This window comes from Alicyclobacillus sp. SP_1, assembly GCF_024706985.1.
Lineage (GTDB): Bacteria > Bacillota > Bacilli > Alicyclobacillales > Alicyclobacillaceae > Alicyclobacillus_I.
On sequence record NZ_JAMCCX010000039.1, the window covers coordinates 97,924 to 112,396 of the forward strand.

At 53.6% G+C, this 14,473-nt stretch carries 12 protein-coding genes; 8 read left to right on the forward strand and 4 right to left on the reverse strand.

Translation table 11 applies throughout. The features are described from left to right. Nucleotides 1–139 precede the first annotated feature (139 nt). From M4I36_RS11020 to acnA, 6 genes are all read left to right on the forward strand, one after another. A complete protein-coding gene (locus tag M4I36_RS11020) occupies nucleotides 140–1,207 on the forward strand; it encodes a class I fructose-bisphosphate aldolase (protein WP_258111790.1) in 1,068 nt (355 codons plus the stop codon). Nucleotides 1,208–1,373: 166 nt separating this feature from the next. Continuing rightward, nucleotides 1,374–1,595: a YjzC family protein gene (locus M4I36_RS11025; RefSeq protein WP_258111791.1), complete on the forward strand. Its 222-nt coding sequence runs from the start codon at nucleotides 1,374–1,376 to the stop codon at nucleotides 1,593–1,595. A 150-nt stretch (nucleotides 1,596–1,745) separates the two neighbouring features. Continuing rightward, entirely contained in the window at nucleotides 1,746–2,951 is a 1,206-nt protein-coding gene (locus M4I36_RS11030; RefSeq protein ID WP_258111792.1) for an ornithine--oxo-acid transaminase, read from the forward strand. Then, nucleotides 2,948–3,910 (forward strand): glycosyltransferase family 4 protein, encoded by a 963-nt coding sequence (locus tag M4I36_RS11035; RefSeq protein ID WP_258111793.1) that lies wholly within the window; start codon nucleotides 2,948–2,950, stop codon nucleotides 3,908–3,910. The genes M4I36_RS11030 and M4I36_RS11035 overlap by 4 nt, the downstream gene beginning before the upstream one ends. A 51-nt stretch (nucleotides 3,911–3,961) precedes the next feature. Continuing rightward, the gene (locus M4I36_RS11040) at nucleotides 3,962–5,146 is read left to right on the forward strand and encodes a THUMP domain-containing class I SAM-dependent RNA methyltransferase (RefSeq protein WP_258111794.1); all 1,185 of its coding nucleotides are present in this window, start codon (nucleotides 3,962–3,964) and stop codon (nucleotides 5,144–5,146) included. Nucleotides 5,147–5,387: 241 nt separating this feature from the next. Further along, nucleotides 5,388–8,105: an aconitate hydratase AcnA gene (gene acnA / locus M4I36_RS11045; RefSeq protein ID WP_258111795.1), complete on the forward strand. Its 2,718-nt coding sequence runs from the start codon at nucleotides 5,388–5,390 to the stop codon at nucleotides 8,103–8,105. A gap of 230 nt (nucleotides 8,106–8,335) precedes the next feature. Here the strand turns inward: acnA and M4I36_RS11050 are convergent, their stop codons facing one another. Beyond that, nucleotides 8,336–8,824 (reverse strand): hypothetical protein, encoded by a 489-nt coding sequence (locus tag M4I36_RS11050; RefSeq protein WP_258111796.1) that lies wholly within the window; start codon nucleotides 8,822–8,824, stop codon nucleotides 8,336–8,338. 187 nt (nucleotides 8,825–9,011) lie between these two features. Between M4I36_RS11050 and M4I36_RS11055 the strand changes: the two genes are divergently transcribed. Then, nucleotides 9,012–10,175: a G1 family glutamic endopeptidase gene (locus M4I36_RS11055; protein ID WP_258111797.1), complete on the forward strand. Its 1,164-nt coding sequence runs from the start codon at nucleotides 9,012–9,014 to the stop codon at nucleotides 10,173–10,175. A 105-nt stretch (nucleotides 10,176–10,280) separates the two neighbouring features. Here M4I36_RS11055 and M4I36_RS11060 read toward each other — a convergent pair whose 3' ends face one another. Then, nucleotides 10,281–11,444: an iron-containing alcohol dehydrogenase gene (locus tag M4I36_RS11060; protein WP_258111798.1), complete on the reverse strand. Its 1,164-nt coding sequence runs from the start codon at nucleotides 11,442–11,444 to the stop codon at nucleotides 10,281–10,283. 239 nt (nucleotides 11,445–11,683) lie between these two features. On the opposite strand from M4I36_RS11060, the gene M4I36_RS11065 reads away from it, so the two are divergent. Then, nucleotides 11,684–12,964 carry a BaiN/RdsA family NAD(P)/FAD-dependent oxidoreductase gene (locus M4I36_RS11065; protein ID WP_258111799.1) on the forward strand — a complete coding sequence of 427 codons (1,281 nt, stop codon included), beginning with the start codon at nucleotides 11,684–11,686 and terminating at the stop codon, nucleotides 12,962–12,964. On the opposite strand, the gene M4I36_RS11070 is transcribed toward M4I36_RS11065, so the two are convergent. Together M4I36_RS11070 and M4I36_RS11075 are read right to left on the reverse strand one after the other, a co-directional pair. Beyond that, nucleotides 12,897–14,063: an MFS transporter gene (locus tag M4I36_RS11070; protein ID WP_258111800.1), complete on the reverse strand. Its 1,167-nt coding sequence runs from the start codon at nucleotides 14,061–14,063 to the stop codon at nucleotides 12,897–12,899. The two genes, M4I36_RS11065 and M4I36_RS11070, sit on opposite strands and share 68 nt — an antisense overlap. Nucleotides 14,064–14,154: 91 nt before the next feature. Further along, on the reverse strand, nucleotides 14,155–14,346 hold the full coding sequence (locus tag M4I36_RS11075; protein ID WP_258111801.1) for a hypothetical protein: 192 nt from the start codon (nucleotides 14,344–14,346) through the stop codon (nucleotides 14,155–14,157). Nucleotides 14,347–14,473: the final 127 nt, after the last annotated feature.

Consider the following 14,473-nt stretch of genomic DNA (forward strand, 5'->3'; position numbering starts at 1 on the left):
ATACCGCCGCTGGCATAACAGGGCCACGCCCCATGTTTCGTCCAAGGTCCGTTTCTGGTACATTATTAATCGTACAAAACTAGGTTCGGGCATTCAAGTACAAATTGCGCTACGGACAAAGAGGAGTGGAGATTTCAGAATGATTGAGACGATTCGAGAGTATCTTGGAGACCAAGCGGACTACCTACTTCAGCACGTCAGTCAAACCATCCCAAACAGTGAATTGTACGCCCCTTCAGCGTCCGTCGTGGACGAAGTCTACGCTGCGAGCAACCGCAACAACCGCGTCCTTGGCAACTTGGAGTGGCTTCTTCAGGCTGGCCGTCTCGGTGGCACCGGGTATGTCTCCATCCTACCTGTTGACCAAGGCATTGAACATTCCGCAGGCGCCTCTTTTGCAAAAAACCCGGCATATTTCAACCCTGAAAATATCGTTAAGTTGGCTCTTGAAGGCGGCTGCAACGGTGTGGCTTCGACGCTCGGCGTGTTGGCACTGACATCCCGCAAGTACGCGCATAAAATCCCCTTTATTGTAAAAATCAATCACAACGAGTTGTTGACCTACCCAAACAAATTTGACCAAGTCATGTTTGCCAGTGTTCAGCAAGCGTACGATATGGGTGCCGCAGGAATTGGGGCGACCATTTATTTTGGGTCGGACGAATCAACGCGTCAACTCCAAGAGGTCAGTGAAGCATTCGCACTCGCCCATGAACTCGGTCTCTTCACCATTCTCTGGTGCTATCTGCGAAATCCAGAATTCAAACAAGGGCAAACCGATTACCACGTAGCTGCCGACTTGACTGGTCAGGCAAATCACCTCGGCGTCACCATCGAGGCGGACATCATCAAGCAGAAATTGCCGGAGACAAACGGTGGGTTCAAGGCACTCAACATGGAGGGAAGCTCCTACGGAAAGACTGACGAACGCATCTATCGCGAATTGACCAGCGACCACCCAATCGATCTCGCTCGTTACCAAGTCGCCAACTGCTACATGGGGCGAATTGGGCTCATCAACTCTGGTGGTGCGAGCGGACAGAACGACTTCGCTGAAGCCGTTCAAACTGCCGTCATCAACAAGCGCGCTGGTGGCATGGGGCTCATCTCCGGTCGAAAGGCGTTTCAGCGGCCAATGGCGGAAGGCGCAAAACTGCTGCACACCATTCAGGATGTCTACCTTTGCAAAGAGGTCACATTGGCTTAAGGAAGAAAGCGCATGTGGCCGCACTTGGTGCTGCCGACCGGATGGTTCTAATTCCGAACGCACGAGCGGCTTCAATGAGATAGCAAAGCCGCTTACGGACTTGCATAGGAAACTTCAGACGACCTCATACTGTCTTTGCGGGCGAAAGACCGCGTGAGAAAGTGAGGTGCGGACAGTGGGTGGCGAACACAACCAGTTTGAAGTGGGATGGAAGGCGCCGAATGACGGAGTGTATCGAGAAATCGGGGAACACCCAGACAGTGAGGGCATCTCGCATCCGAGAGAAATTCACTTGAAAAAAGGAGAACCGTTTCCCGAACCGACAAACGCACATCGCAAATGGACGCGTGTCAAAAATGGAGATGTGAAACATCGAAATGGCGGTTAACGGGGCGAATCCGGGCGGATTCGCCCCGCCGTGTCTCCCCCCTTGAACGAAACCGAGACCTTCCCCATAATGATGAAGAATGATGCATTCATGGTATGCTGTGCATACATGCTGAAATTGAGTCGTCATCTCCAAAGAGGGGGACATGGAATGTCGCAACTGCAAACACCATCCAAGGATATTATGGAAGTGACCGATCGCTACGGAGCTCACAACTACCATCCTCTACCCATCGTCGTCAGCAAAGCGGAACGTATCTGGGTAGAAGACCCAGAAGGCAATCGCTACATGGATATGCTGAGTGCTTATTCGGCACTCAACCCAGGCCATCGCCATCCGCGGATTATCGCCGCGCTGAAAGAACAGGCGGACCGTGTGACCTTGACCTCTCGCGCATTCCACAGTGATAACTTGGGACAGTTTTATGAAATGTTGAGCAGGTTGACGAAGATGGAAAAAATTCTCCCCATGAATACTGGCGCAGAAGCTGTGGAGACGGCCATCAAAGCGGCCCGCCGATGGGCTTACGATATCAAAGGCGTACCGGATGGCATGGCGGAGATCATCGTCTGTCAAGGGAATTTTCACGGCCGAACGGTAACGGCCATCTCCATGTCATCGGACGCAGAATACCAACGCGGATTTGGCCCCTTAACGCCAGGCTTTAAAATGATTCCTTACGGGGATATTGACGCACTGACAGAGGCTATCACCCCGAACACTGCTGGATTTCTGTTCGAACCGATTCAAGGTGAGGCGGGTATTCTCATTCCACCCGACGGATTTTTGAAAAAAGCGTCTGACCTTTGTAGAGCACACAATGTGCTGATGATGGCCGACGAAGTTCAGACCGGATTTGGAAGAACAGGGAAATTGTTTGCCTGTGAGTGGGAAAACGTTCAGCCGGATATTTATATTCTCGGCAAAGCTCTGGGTGGCGGCGTCTTCCCCATCTCCGCTGTCGCAGCGAACCATGACATTTTGGATGTCTTCAATCCCGGTTCTCACGGGTCTACTTTCGGCGGAAATCCGTTGGCTTGTGCCGTGGCCATCGCGTCCATGGAAGTGATGATCGACGAAAAATTGGCAGAACGGTCTAATGAACTGGGCGCCTACTTCCTCAAAGGATTGCAGCAAATCAACAACCGCCATATCGTTGAAGTGCGCGGTCGAGGTCTGTTCATTGGAATTCAGTTGGACCACCCGGCTCGACCCTACTGCGAGGCACTCATGGAGCGAGGACTTCTTTGCAAAGAGACGCACGAGAACGTAATTCGCTTCGCACCGCCGCTCATCATTGAAAAAGCCGAATTGGACGACGCATTGACGAGAATTCGAGCCGTGATGCAGTCGTGAATGTCTGGTTGCCAGGACTCGTTGCCTTTCTCGTCGCTTTCACAACCACCCCGATGGCGCGCAAGCTTGCCATCCGGTGGCGGTTTGTAGACTTGCCCAGTGAGCGAAAAATCCACGCGAACCCTCTCCCGCTCCTGGGTGGAGTGGCGATATTCGCAGGATTGCTGGTAGCCGGAGTGATGTATCTCTTCAAAGCCCATCACCTCTTTTCCCCATATTTAGGGATGATGATTGGAGCTTTCTGCTTATTCGGCATCGGTGTGGTCGACGACTTTTATAAGAGCCGCGGTCGCGACTTCTCGGTGGCGATTCGGTTCTTAATTCAAATCGGCGCCGCACTGCTCATCCCGCTCTTTGGAGGTGCAGTGCGCGTCATAAGCACTCCCTTTGGGGGCGGTGGCTTTGTCGCCATTCCCCAGGTTCTGTCCGTGGTGGTGACGGTCGTCTGGATTGTCGGCGTCATCAACGTCTTTAACTTTCTCGATGGAGTCGACGGACTGGCGGCAGGAATTGCCGCGATTTCCGCGGGAACGTTATTTTTCGTCGCCTTGCTCAAAGGCGATATCGCTTCGGCCATCTTTTCGCTGGCCATTGTCGGTGCCGCACTCGGCTTTCTGCGTCACAACTTTCATCCCGCAAAAATCATTATGGGCGATGCCGGGAGCACGGTACTCGGCTATGCACTGGGTAGCATTGCGGCCATCGGCGCTTTTAAGTCTGCCACCGTAGTCGCTATCATCGTTCCAGTTCTCGCCCTCGGTGTTCCGATTTTCGATGCTTTGCGGGTAGTCGTAGTCCGTGCTTGGCGTGGACAACCTGTCTACAAGCCAGATAAGACACACGTCCACCACAGTTTGCTTCGCGCCGGTTTTTCACAGCGTCAGACCGTGGCCCTGATGTACTTAGTCAGCGCCTGCTTTTCTCTGGTTTCGATGATTGTCGTCTTATTGGACAAGTAGTCGCCCCAACGCCAACTGGGAAAAGTGTCGGCAGAGACAAGGAGCTTTTGCATGAATCATGTCACCTTCATCGCCACAGCCGCCTTCGGCTTGGAGGCGGTCGTAGCTCGGGAATTGCACGGTATGGGCTATACGAATACCACATCGCACAATGGGTACGTGGAATTCCAGGCAGACGCGACCGCGTTGGCGACCGCCAATTTGTGGCTGCGAACAGCGGATCGACTCTACCTTAAAATGGGTGAATTTGCGGCGGACACCTTCGACCAACTGTTCGAAGGCACAAAACAATTGCCGTGGTGGGAGTGGCTACCCGTCAATGCGCGGTTTCCCGTCAGCGGTCGGTCAGTGGACTCGGTGCTGCACAGCGTGCCAGCGTGCCAGAGTATTGTCAAAAAGGCCATTGTGGATTCACTCCTCGCCCACTACCAGACCGCGGAATTGCCGGAAACAGGCGCGACGTTTGCGGTCCAGGTGGTGCTCATCAAGGACGTCGCTCACTTGTGGCTGGATACCAGCGGCGAAGGCCTGCACAAACGCGGCTACCGCCAACTCACGGCTACAGCCCCACTGCGCGAGACGCTGGCTGCTGCCCTCGTTTTGCTCAGTCGATGGCAAGGCCATCGTCCTTTGCTCGATCCGCTCTGTGGCTCAGGCACCATCGCGGTCGAAGCGGCGCTGATTGGCCGCAATCGTGCGCCGGGGCTCGACCGCCGCTTTGCCAGCGAAGAGTGGCCCGCACTCTCCCCCGCTGCTTGGCGGGAAGCACGAGAAGTCGCGCGGTCATCAGAGCGAACGGACGCTCTCGACATTGTGGCGAGCGACATCGACAAGAGCATGCTCTCATACGTCGGCTATCACGCCCGAAAAGCCGGAGTTGGAAAAGATATCCGCATCGAACAGGCCGATGTGAGATCACTCCGTATCGACCGCGACTACGGCTGCTTGATTACCAATCCGCCTTACGGCGAACGCATGGGTCATCGCGACGAACTGGGAGACCTCTACTTAGCGTTTGCGCGGATGCTCCGCAAAGCGCCCACATGGTCGCTGTTTGTCATCACGAGCGATACTCACTTCGAAAAGCAGTTTGGACGCCGCGCCGACAAGCGGCGCAAGCTCTACAATGGGCGCATTGCGACGCAGTTCTATCAAGTGCTCGGGCCCATGCCGCCGCGCCCGGCAGAGCACTGGCTGCGGTCCGGTCCGTTGCAAAGGGACAAGCAAAAGGAGTAGAGTTTCTTAGGGCTGAAATCCGAATGAGCATTCGGTTTGGCATTCGGGGTGGCGTGAAACTTGGTCGAGCATCGGTCCTGGCCCAAGTTTCGCGTCGACCAGAGCAGCTAGACGGCGCGAATGTTCAGTGATTTTTTCCGTCGATAGCCTCATCGAGAAACAAAATACCTATTTTACTTCGACACGAGGTATCTGTAACAATGACATGGAAACCAGTGTCGCTGCAAAGGAGTGAAGACCCATGACAGTCCAGAACTTATTTCAGTCGCGTACCACATTGACAGTCCAGGGAAAAGATTATGTTTACTATGCTCTGCCCACGCTGGAAGCAGAAAACGTCGGGCCCATCTCCAAATTGCCATTTTCCATCAAAATCCTCCTCGAAGCTGTATTGCGTCAGTATGACCAGCGCGTCATCACCGAAGAACATGTACGCCATCTCGCCAACTGGAACGCCGCCAAACCGCAGAATGCGGATGTGCCATTCAAGCCCGCACGCATTTTGCTGCAAGATTTCACGGGCGTTCCCGCAGTGGTCGATCTCGCTGCACTGCGTGCCGCCATGCACGAACTGGGTGGTGACCCGAATCGGATTAACCCACTCATTCCGGTCGACCTTGTGATTGACCACTCCGTCCAGGTGGATGCCTTCGGCTCCGCAGAGGCATTGCAATTCAACATTGAGCGGGAGTTTGAGCGCAACGAAGAGCGTTACAAGTTCCTTCGCTGGGCACAGACGGCGTTCGACAATTTCCGCGTGGTTCCGCCTGGCACGGGAATTGTTCACCAGGTCAACCTTGAGTATTTGGCGAAAGTCGTACAGCAGAAACAAGACGCTGACGGTGCGACAGTCCTTTATCCAGACTCGCTGGTCGGAACGGATTCGCATACCACGATGATCAATGGCATTGGCGTCCTCGGCTGGGGTGTGGGAGGTATTGAAGCGGAGGCCTGCATGCTTGGGCAACCGCTCTATCAACTGTTACCCGAAGTCATTGGCTTCAAGCTGACCGGCCAACTTCCTGAAGGGTCCACCGCAACCGATTTGGCGTTGACGGTCACCAACATGTTGCGCAAAAAGGGCGTAGTCGGTAAGTTTGTAGAGTTTTACGGTAGCGGTCTATCCAGTATTTCCGTTGCCGACCGCGCGACAGTCGCCAACATGTCTCCTGAATACGGAGCGACGATGGGCTTCTTCCCAGTAGACGCGGAAACCTTGGAATACTTGAAGAGCACAGGCAGAGACGAGCATCTGGTGGAGATTGTCGAGGCATACACGAAAGCTCAAGGGTTGTTCCGCACGGATGCCACGCCGGATCCCATCTTTACAGACACGCTGGAACTCGACCTTGCCACGGTTCAGCCAACCATGGCAGGCCCGAAGCGTCCACAGGACAAAATTGAACTGTCGAACATGAAATCGACATTTGAACAAGGACTGCACACCCCCATTGAAAAGGGTGGATTTGGACTTAGTGCCGAAGACGCGCAAAAGACGGTCCACATTCGTCACGCAGATGGGCATTCATCCACGATGAAACCCGGTGCCGTCGCCATTGCGGCCATCACGAGTTGCACCAACACATCGAACCCTTACGTCATGGTTGGCGCTGGCTTGCTCGCTAAAAAAGCAGTCGAGAAAGGCTTACAGCCGCCTCATTACGTGAAAACCAGCTTAGCTCCTGGCTCACGCGTAGTCACAGACTATTTGGAGCGGGCGCAACTGCTTCCGTTCTTGGCCAAGATTGGATTTGATGTCGTCGGCTATGGCTGCACCACTTGCATTGGAAACAGTGGTCCGCTCCCAGAAGAGATTGCGGAACCCATCCGAGAGAATGACTTACTGGTATCGGCTGTGCTTTCTGGCAACCGTAACTTTGAAGGTCGCATTCACTCGTTAGTTCGTGCCAATTACCTAGCTTCGCCGCCGTTGGTCGTTGCCTACGCCTTGGCCGGAACGGTCGACATTGACTTGACCACCGAACCACTGGGAACTGGTAAAGACGGTCAGCCTGTGTACTTAAAAGACATTTGGCCGACCAGCCAAGAGGTTGCTACCACCGTGCGCCAAGCGTTGGACGCGGACATGTTCAAGAGTCGATATGGAGAGGTCTTTACGGGTAACGAACGTTGGAATGCACTGGACGTTCCTAAAGGCGAGCTGTACGCGTGGGATAAGGAATCGACATACATTCAACACCCACCCTTTTTCGTTGGCATCAGCGAGCAGTTGCCAGCACCCACGGACATCGAGTCCGCGAGAGTCCTCGCGTTCCTCGGCGACTCCGTAACAACGGACCACATTTCGCCTGCTGGTAGCATCCTTCAAAGCGGTCCGGCCGGACAGTACTTGACGAGCCACGGCGTTGAGCCTTATGACTTCAATTCCTACGGTTCACGGCGTGGAAACCACGAAGTGATGATGCGTGGGACGTTTGCAAACATTCGCATTCGCAACAAAATCGCTCCGGGGACAGAGGGCGGAGTGACCACGTACTTCCCGACCGGAGAAGTCATGTCCATCTACGATGCTTCGATGAAATATCAAGCTGCCAAGCAACCACTCATTGTTCTAGCTGGGAAAGAGTATGGCACGGGTTCTTCGCGCGACTGGGCTGCCAAAGGCACTTCCTTACTCGGAGTGTCTGCAGTGCTCGCAGAGAGTTTCGAGCGAATTCACCGCAGCAACTTGGTTGGCATGGGTGTCTTACCGCTCCAATTCAAACCCAATGAAAGCGCAGCTTCACTCGGCTTGACGGGCCGGGAATCCTTTACCATCAAAGGGCTTCGCGGTGATTTGAATCCACGTCAGGAACTGACCGTACACGTGGTGAAAGAAGACGGAAATGAACTGCATTTCCAAGCCATCCTGCGGTTAGACAGCCCCATCGAAATCGATTATTACCGCAATGGAGGCATTTTGCAGACCGTGTTGCGGGGATTCATCGAGACGGCGTAACTTTGCGTTACGCCCGTCTCCCCGTCTCTCGCATACTCTTGTGACCGGGCTAGCGCGTGTGGGCACAGTATGCTCCTGCTGGTCCATCTAACCCGGTTTTACGCATGCATGCAAGACCTTGAGAAGTCGGTCACGCACAAACAGGACCTCCTCTTAGCGCTGTGGCGACACACTGCGCAGAGCGGAGGTCCTGTTGTTTTGTAGCGAGAAGCGTTTTCACCCGTTCACCGTCACTGCTGTGCATACGTCCGAACCAATCCAAATTGGCCTTCATTCGTCCGAATGATGAAGAACAGAGGCTCTTTGTCGGACAGAGGAAACGACTTGTAATTCCATCGTACCGACCACGTCCCATTCGGCTGAATGGTCCCTTGTGCTACTTTCTGCACATTTTTTGTGCCATTCAGTTGGTAGTGACCCGAGTGGTAGAATAAGTCATGGCGGGGTACATAAAAAATTTCCACTTGGTGTCCGTACCAAGCCACGTTAGAATAGAAGTGCAAGGTGTGTCCTTCAATGATCGCATGCGCAGGCGGAGGATTTTGTATACGCCGCGGCATATTGATGGTGACAGGTGGTTGTGCGACTGTCACCGGCAACACTTGAGAATTTTCATCCATGAGCATTTTTTCGTTTTGTTCCGGTCGATATTCACCACAAGCGGACACAGATAACATGCTCAGCAATGCAGATATCACCAAAATTCGAGACCGATTCACGGGCACCACTCCTAACGCTGGACAATATTCTATACAGAGTGTGCCCTGCGCTTCGAGAGAACATGACCGTTGAACTATTTTCGTCACCATTACGTAAAAAGTTGGACAACATTTTCAATGTGTTTTCGAACTATGTTGTCTAGAGTAAACTATAAGAGATGAAGATTATTGATGGAGGTGCTGTGTGATGCTCCGAGGAGCGATTTTGATGACTGCCGCGTTAGCGGTTCCTGCCGCACTAGTGGCTCAAGTTGCACACCAGCCAACCAAAACCACAGGAAAACAGCCTGTCTATTACGCTGCGAATGTAATGGGCAGCAAAAACTGGGCTGGCTACGTAGACCTGGCCAACAACGGCCAATTGCTTCGCACCGTGACCGGAAGTTGGCAAGTTCCTTCGGTGCATGGAGCGGAACAATCTGCAGCCGCTCAGTGGATTGGTCTAGGTGGAGTGCAGACGACGGATCTCTTGCAAATGGGCACGGTAGAGACTGTTCAAAACGGTCAGGCGTCCAATGTTTTGTTTTGGGAAAAACTTCCTGGAGCAGCGCATGATTGGGTCAGCCTGCCTGCCGGAGCCACAGTGAGTGCTTCGATTCAGCCGGTGCCCGGTCAACAAGGCATGTTCGAATTGAAGGCAACGGTAACAGCGAATGGCCAGTCTAAGACGTTTACCAAATACGTGCCTGTGTCCTACACGTACGCTTCGCAGATGGAGCAAAGTGCGGAGTGGATTAGTGAGGACCCGTCCAATCAGAATCTGAGTTTAGTTCCCCTCGCCAACATGGGGACCATTCACTACAGTGATGCAACTGCCAATGGACAGCCCATCGTTCAAAGTGACGCGTCAACTCAGAGAATGGTGTTGGTTGACCCGAATCAAGATACAGCGCTGATTCGCCCGTCAGGTTTGACGAATGGATACACGGCATTCACCACCAAGCCAACGGGCAATTCCGTTAGTGGCGAAACACAAGGACCGCAACCGGTCACCGTTATTCAGGTACCAACGGGTCCATTGCCAGCAAGCAATGTTGGACCTGCATGGCAACAGTGGCAGCAAATTCAGCAGCAATTGCAGCAACAACTGAAACAAGCGTTTGGGAACAGCGGATCGCAATGGGAATCTGAAATGCCTTCCTCTGCCCAATGGAATGCGATTCAAAATCAGTTGAATCAGCAGTTACAGGAAGCAGTCAGTCAATTCCAGTCCATGTGGTCCAATGCACAACACAATCCGTCCGTGCAAAGCTGGAATCCTTTCGACTACATGTCAAAGAAAGAAAACACAGAGACGGCGCATGGCACGAGCAATGGATGGAAGTGGACGGTTCAAGTCACACAGTGGTGACCCTGTGCCGGGAACAGTCACTTCATGGGAAAAACTGCAAAGAAGCATCAAGGGACTCGGGGCAGATGCGCCTTGAGTCCCTTGATGCTATAGAGTTAAGTGACATTACAATGCTGCCGTTAGGATGGCCAATACGTCTGTTTTCTCCAGTTTTCGATAATTTCCAATGGCTCCAAAGCGCACGCTTTGCTCAGCCATCCAGTCCAATTGGTCGGAACCAATGCCGTACTCTGCGAGTCGCTGCGGCGCCCCAATCGATGCGTAAAAATCACGCAGCGCAGCAATTCCGGCGCGAGCCAGCGACAATTCCGACGTTGCTTCCGAAATGCCAAACACATTCCGAGCCAAATCGGCAAAGCGCAACGGCGCCTCTTCCACCACATAATCCATCCAATGTGGGAACAAAATCGCCAAGCCCCCGCCGTGCGGGATATCGTAAATCGCGCTGACCTCATGTTCCATCGCATGATTGGCCCAATCCCCTTGAATCCCCATACTAACCATCCCATTCAAAGCCATCGTCGAGCAGTACATCATGGTTTCGCGGGCATCGTAGTCCTCAGGATTCGCGAGCACTTTTGGCGTGGTTTCAAGAATTGTCTTCAAAACCGATTCAATCATCCGACGCTGCAACGGAGCATTCTCCGTTCGATGAAAATAGTGTTCCAAAGCATGGGCCAACATATCGCAAGCCCCGTAAACAGTCTGATCTTTGGGGACGGTAAACGTATTCTCAGGGTCACAGAAAGAAAACTTCGGATATGTAAATGGCGAACCTCCGCCCAATTTCTCCTTCGTCTCCCAATTCGTGATGACACCACCAGAATTCATTTCCGATCCGGTAGCTGCCAAGGTCAACACGGTTCCTATGGGCAATGCTCCGGTGGCGACCGCTTTGCGTTGATAGATGTCGTATACCTCTCCATCGAAGCAGACTCCCATCGCAATCGCCTTGGCACAATCGAGAACGGAACCTCCGCCAACCGCCAGGATGAGGTCGATACTATGCGTGCGGCACAGCTCGATACCACGATGAACGGTGGTCAAACGCGGATTAGGTTCAACCCCAGCCAACTCAACGACTGCGATATCCCCGGCCTGCAACAAGCCAACCACTTTGTCGTAGAGGCCATTTCGGCGAATGCTACCGCCGCCATACAACAGGAGAACGCGTTGACCATAGTGCTTCACTTCGTTGACCAACTCAAGTTCCAGTTGACCTTTCCCATAGTACAAGGCGGTTGGATTGTGGAATCGAAATGGATTCATGTTCTTATTCCTCCCCAGCTTCTGTCTATCAACCGATTTGCGACCAGAAGAACGAACCCATCCACGGCATGGTCGAACGGCATCATTCACCCATGCCATGGAACGGCTCACGTCTCGCCACAACAACGCACAGTTTCCGGTGCATAGGTCATTTTATCACACGCGCCGCTAAATCTTAGACATGGTACACTGAGTTGGATTGCGCCAGACTCTCAAAGCAAACGGAGGATGCCTGTATTATGACCCATAGAGTAGCGTCGGACGTGGTCGTGATTGGCGGAGGTCCAGCGGGCCTTATGGCCGCCATCGCAGCTGCAGAAACGGGCGCTGCCACCACGCTTCTCGAAAAAGGAGACCGCCTGGGACGCAAGCTCGGAATTTCCGGTGGCGGAAGATGCAACGTCACCAATGCCAAACCACTGGCTGAGCTCATGGAGAACATCCCCGGGAATGCTCGATTTCTCCACTCGGCCTTGTCCCGTTACAACAACCAAGACATCATGGGCTTCTTCGAAGGACTGGGAATCGCGTTAAAGGAGGAAGACCGAGGTCGCGTCTTTCCCAAGACCGACAAAGCCTTAACGGTCGTCGCCGCAATGGTGGAGGCCGTCCGCGAAGCAGGCGTCCAAGTTTATTTAGAGACTCCCGTGCGCAAACTGTTGAGCACGGAGCAACAAATCCATGGCGTGGAACTGCAGGGTGGACAGCAACTACTGACTAAGGCGGTCGTCCTTGCGACTGGTGGGTGCAGTGTTCCACAAACCGGGAGTACAGGGGATGGATACCCTTGGGCTGCACGGCTTGGACACACCATTGTGCAACCTTTTCCAACGGAAGTACCACTGACCAGCGACGACCCTCACATTGTTCGACGAGCTCTACAGGGGTTGTCCTTTCAAAACGTCCCTCTGACTGTCCTCGACGACCAGAACAAACGCTGGACGACAGAAACCGGCGATGTTCTCTTTACTCACTTTGGCCTCAGCGGTCCAGCCGCCCTCCGCTGCAGCCACTACGTCTCGGTCGCACTTCAGAAACGACCGAGCGCCCAGTTGCGCGTGGAGATGGACCTGCTTCCAGAAGAAGCCGGTGAATCGTTTCGTGAACAGTGGAACCACTACCGCCACACTGCTCCAAGAAAGCAGGTCAAAACGGTCCTACTCGACGTATTGCCGGAACGTATGGTGGAAACCATTCTCGCCCGGTCCGGAATTGATGGAAATGTGCAATCCGCCCACCTGAAAAATATCGACATCGACCTCCTAGAGCGGCAAGTTCACCACTTCCCGGTCCGAATTACTGGAACCCTGCCGCTCGCTAAGGCGACGGTCACGGGCGGCGGCGTGTCGGTGCGAGACATCGATCCAAAAACGATGGCTTCCAAACTTTGCCGAGGTCTGTACTTCGCTGGCGAAGTGATGGATGTTCACGCGCACACAGGTGGTTACAACATCACTGTGGCATTTTCAACGGGTCGAGCGGCGGGGGCCAGCGCCGCACGATACGCAATAGAACGGTGATATACACGAAAGCGAGGACGAAGAGTGACGCCGATAGCCAGAGAAGCGCCTTCAACTGTCGATGGGCGAGCAAATTGCCGCCAATTGCCGTCCCGATGGCACTACCCACATTAGCCCCGAAGACACGCAAGCCAAACATCTGAGAAAACTCGGTCGCTTCCATATTTCTTAGAAACGCCGCATCGATAATGGGTTGCGGAATGGAGGCACTGGCCGTGCGCAGCAGATACAGTCCGGCGAATGGAAAAAATCTCGGTGTGAACGATTGCGCTGCAGTTGCACCGGCTGTCGTCGCAAAGGCAATAGCCAGCGTTGGACCTTGCCGAATTTTGCGAATGAGTGGGCTGACGGTGGCGGATCCTACTGAGACCATGAACATCGCCAATGCTGAGACGATAGCGGTCCACTCTGTCGATGCACCATAGTCGTTTTTCAACACGAGCGTCGCAAATTGGGACAAGAGACCGGGAGCCATGCCGAACAGGAGAGAGAAGCCACTCATCCACAGCATTTTCCGATTCGGGACTCGGAACGCCCGATGTGACTTGGCATCGGGTGCCCGCACAAAGACGCGTATGCATGGGGCGATCAACGAGATGGCTGCACCCATCAAGACGACTGCGCGAAATCCGATGTGTGGCGCGAGAAACCCAGCCAACACGCTGCCCGAACCCATGCAGAACATATACATCGCTACAAAACGACTGAAAATGTGAGCCTTTTCCGTGCCGCTTGTGAGCGAGGAAAGAACCACATTCTCTGTAGACACCAAGAGAGCCCCTCCTGCACCAGCGAAGGCGGAGGTCACGAGCCACCATGGATAAGAATGCATGAGACCCATTCCCAAGTAACTGACGGCGAGCAACAGAGTCGCAAACTTCCAGGCCACGGATGCACCCAACTTATCCGCCAGAGGTGCGAGAAGTAAGGCTACAAAAGCTCCTGTCAGGGCATTGACGGAAAAGAGAATGCCGATGCGCGCATCGCCAACGGCATGAGCTTCATAGAAGAATGGCTGTGCGTACTGAACCATGCCAATGCCCAAGCTGAGCAGTGTTTCGCTTCCAAGATAGAGTGCCAAGGCACGGCGTTCTCTCATGAACCCTGTTCTCCTTTTTTGCGAACATCGCTAGAAGACAAGCGTCGTGCCGGAGCCAACCGTTCTCCGGCACGCAGATTCCTCTCCCCACTCACTGCAGGTGAGAGACCGACGACCCATACTCTCCTCCGAGTTTCCTGCTGTATTTTCCGACTTTTGGAGTGCCATGGCGATGTGGCTGATCCACTTTTGCTCCGCGAGCCATTGCCTGACTGGCATTCGCCGACATAATTGGACCAACTGCTTCATCGCCACGACCAATCGACTTGCGACGCGTGGTCATACAACAGTCCCCCTTCTGGTGAGTTGTGTTGTCCGCCATATCATGCGCAAAATGAAGACAGACCATAAGCTCATGCCACACGAACCACATTTATTGTATAAAATGGAATAAAGGAAGGTGTTCGTCT

Excerpts from the sequence above, each read along its gene's own strand:
- M4I36_RS11020 (WP_258111790.1), top strand. The coding sequence starts at position 140 with ATGATTGAGACGATTCGAGAGTATCTTGGAGACCAAGCGGACTACCTA.
- M4I36_RS11030 (WP_258111792.1), top strand. The coding sequence starts at position 1,746 with ATGTCGCAACTGCAAACACCATCCAAGGATATTATGGAAGTGACCGAT.
- M4I36_RS11040 (WP_258111794.1), top strand. The coding sequence starts at position 3,962 with ATGAATCATGTCACCTTCATCGCCACAGCCGCCTTCGGCTTGGAGGCG.
- acnA (WP_258111795.1), top strand. The coding sequence starts at position 5,388 with ATGACAGTCCAGAACTTATTTCAGTCGCGTACCACATTGACAGTCCAG.
- M4I36_RS11055 (WP_258111797.1), top strand. The coding sequence starts at position 9,012 with ATGCTCCGAGGAGCGATTTTGATGACTGCCGCGTTAGCGGTTCCTGCC.
- M4I36_RS11060 (WP_258111798.1), bottom strand. The coding sequence starts at position 11,444 with ATGAATCCATTTCGATTCCACAATCCAACCGCCTTGTACTATGGGAAA.
- M4I36_RS11065 (WP_258111799.1), top strand. The coding sequence starts at position 11,684 with ATGACCCATAGAGTAGCGTCGGACGTGGTCGTGATTGGCGGAGGTCCA.
- M4I36_RS11070 (WP_258111800.1), bottom strand. The coding sequence starts at position 14,063 with ATGAGAGAACGCCGTGCCTTGGCACTCTATCTTGGAAGCGAAACACTG.
- M4I36_RS11075 (WP_258111801.1), bottom strand. The coding sequence starts at position 14,346 with ATGACCACGCGTCGCAAGTCGATTGGTCGTGGCGATGAAGCAGTTGGT.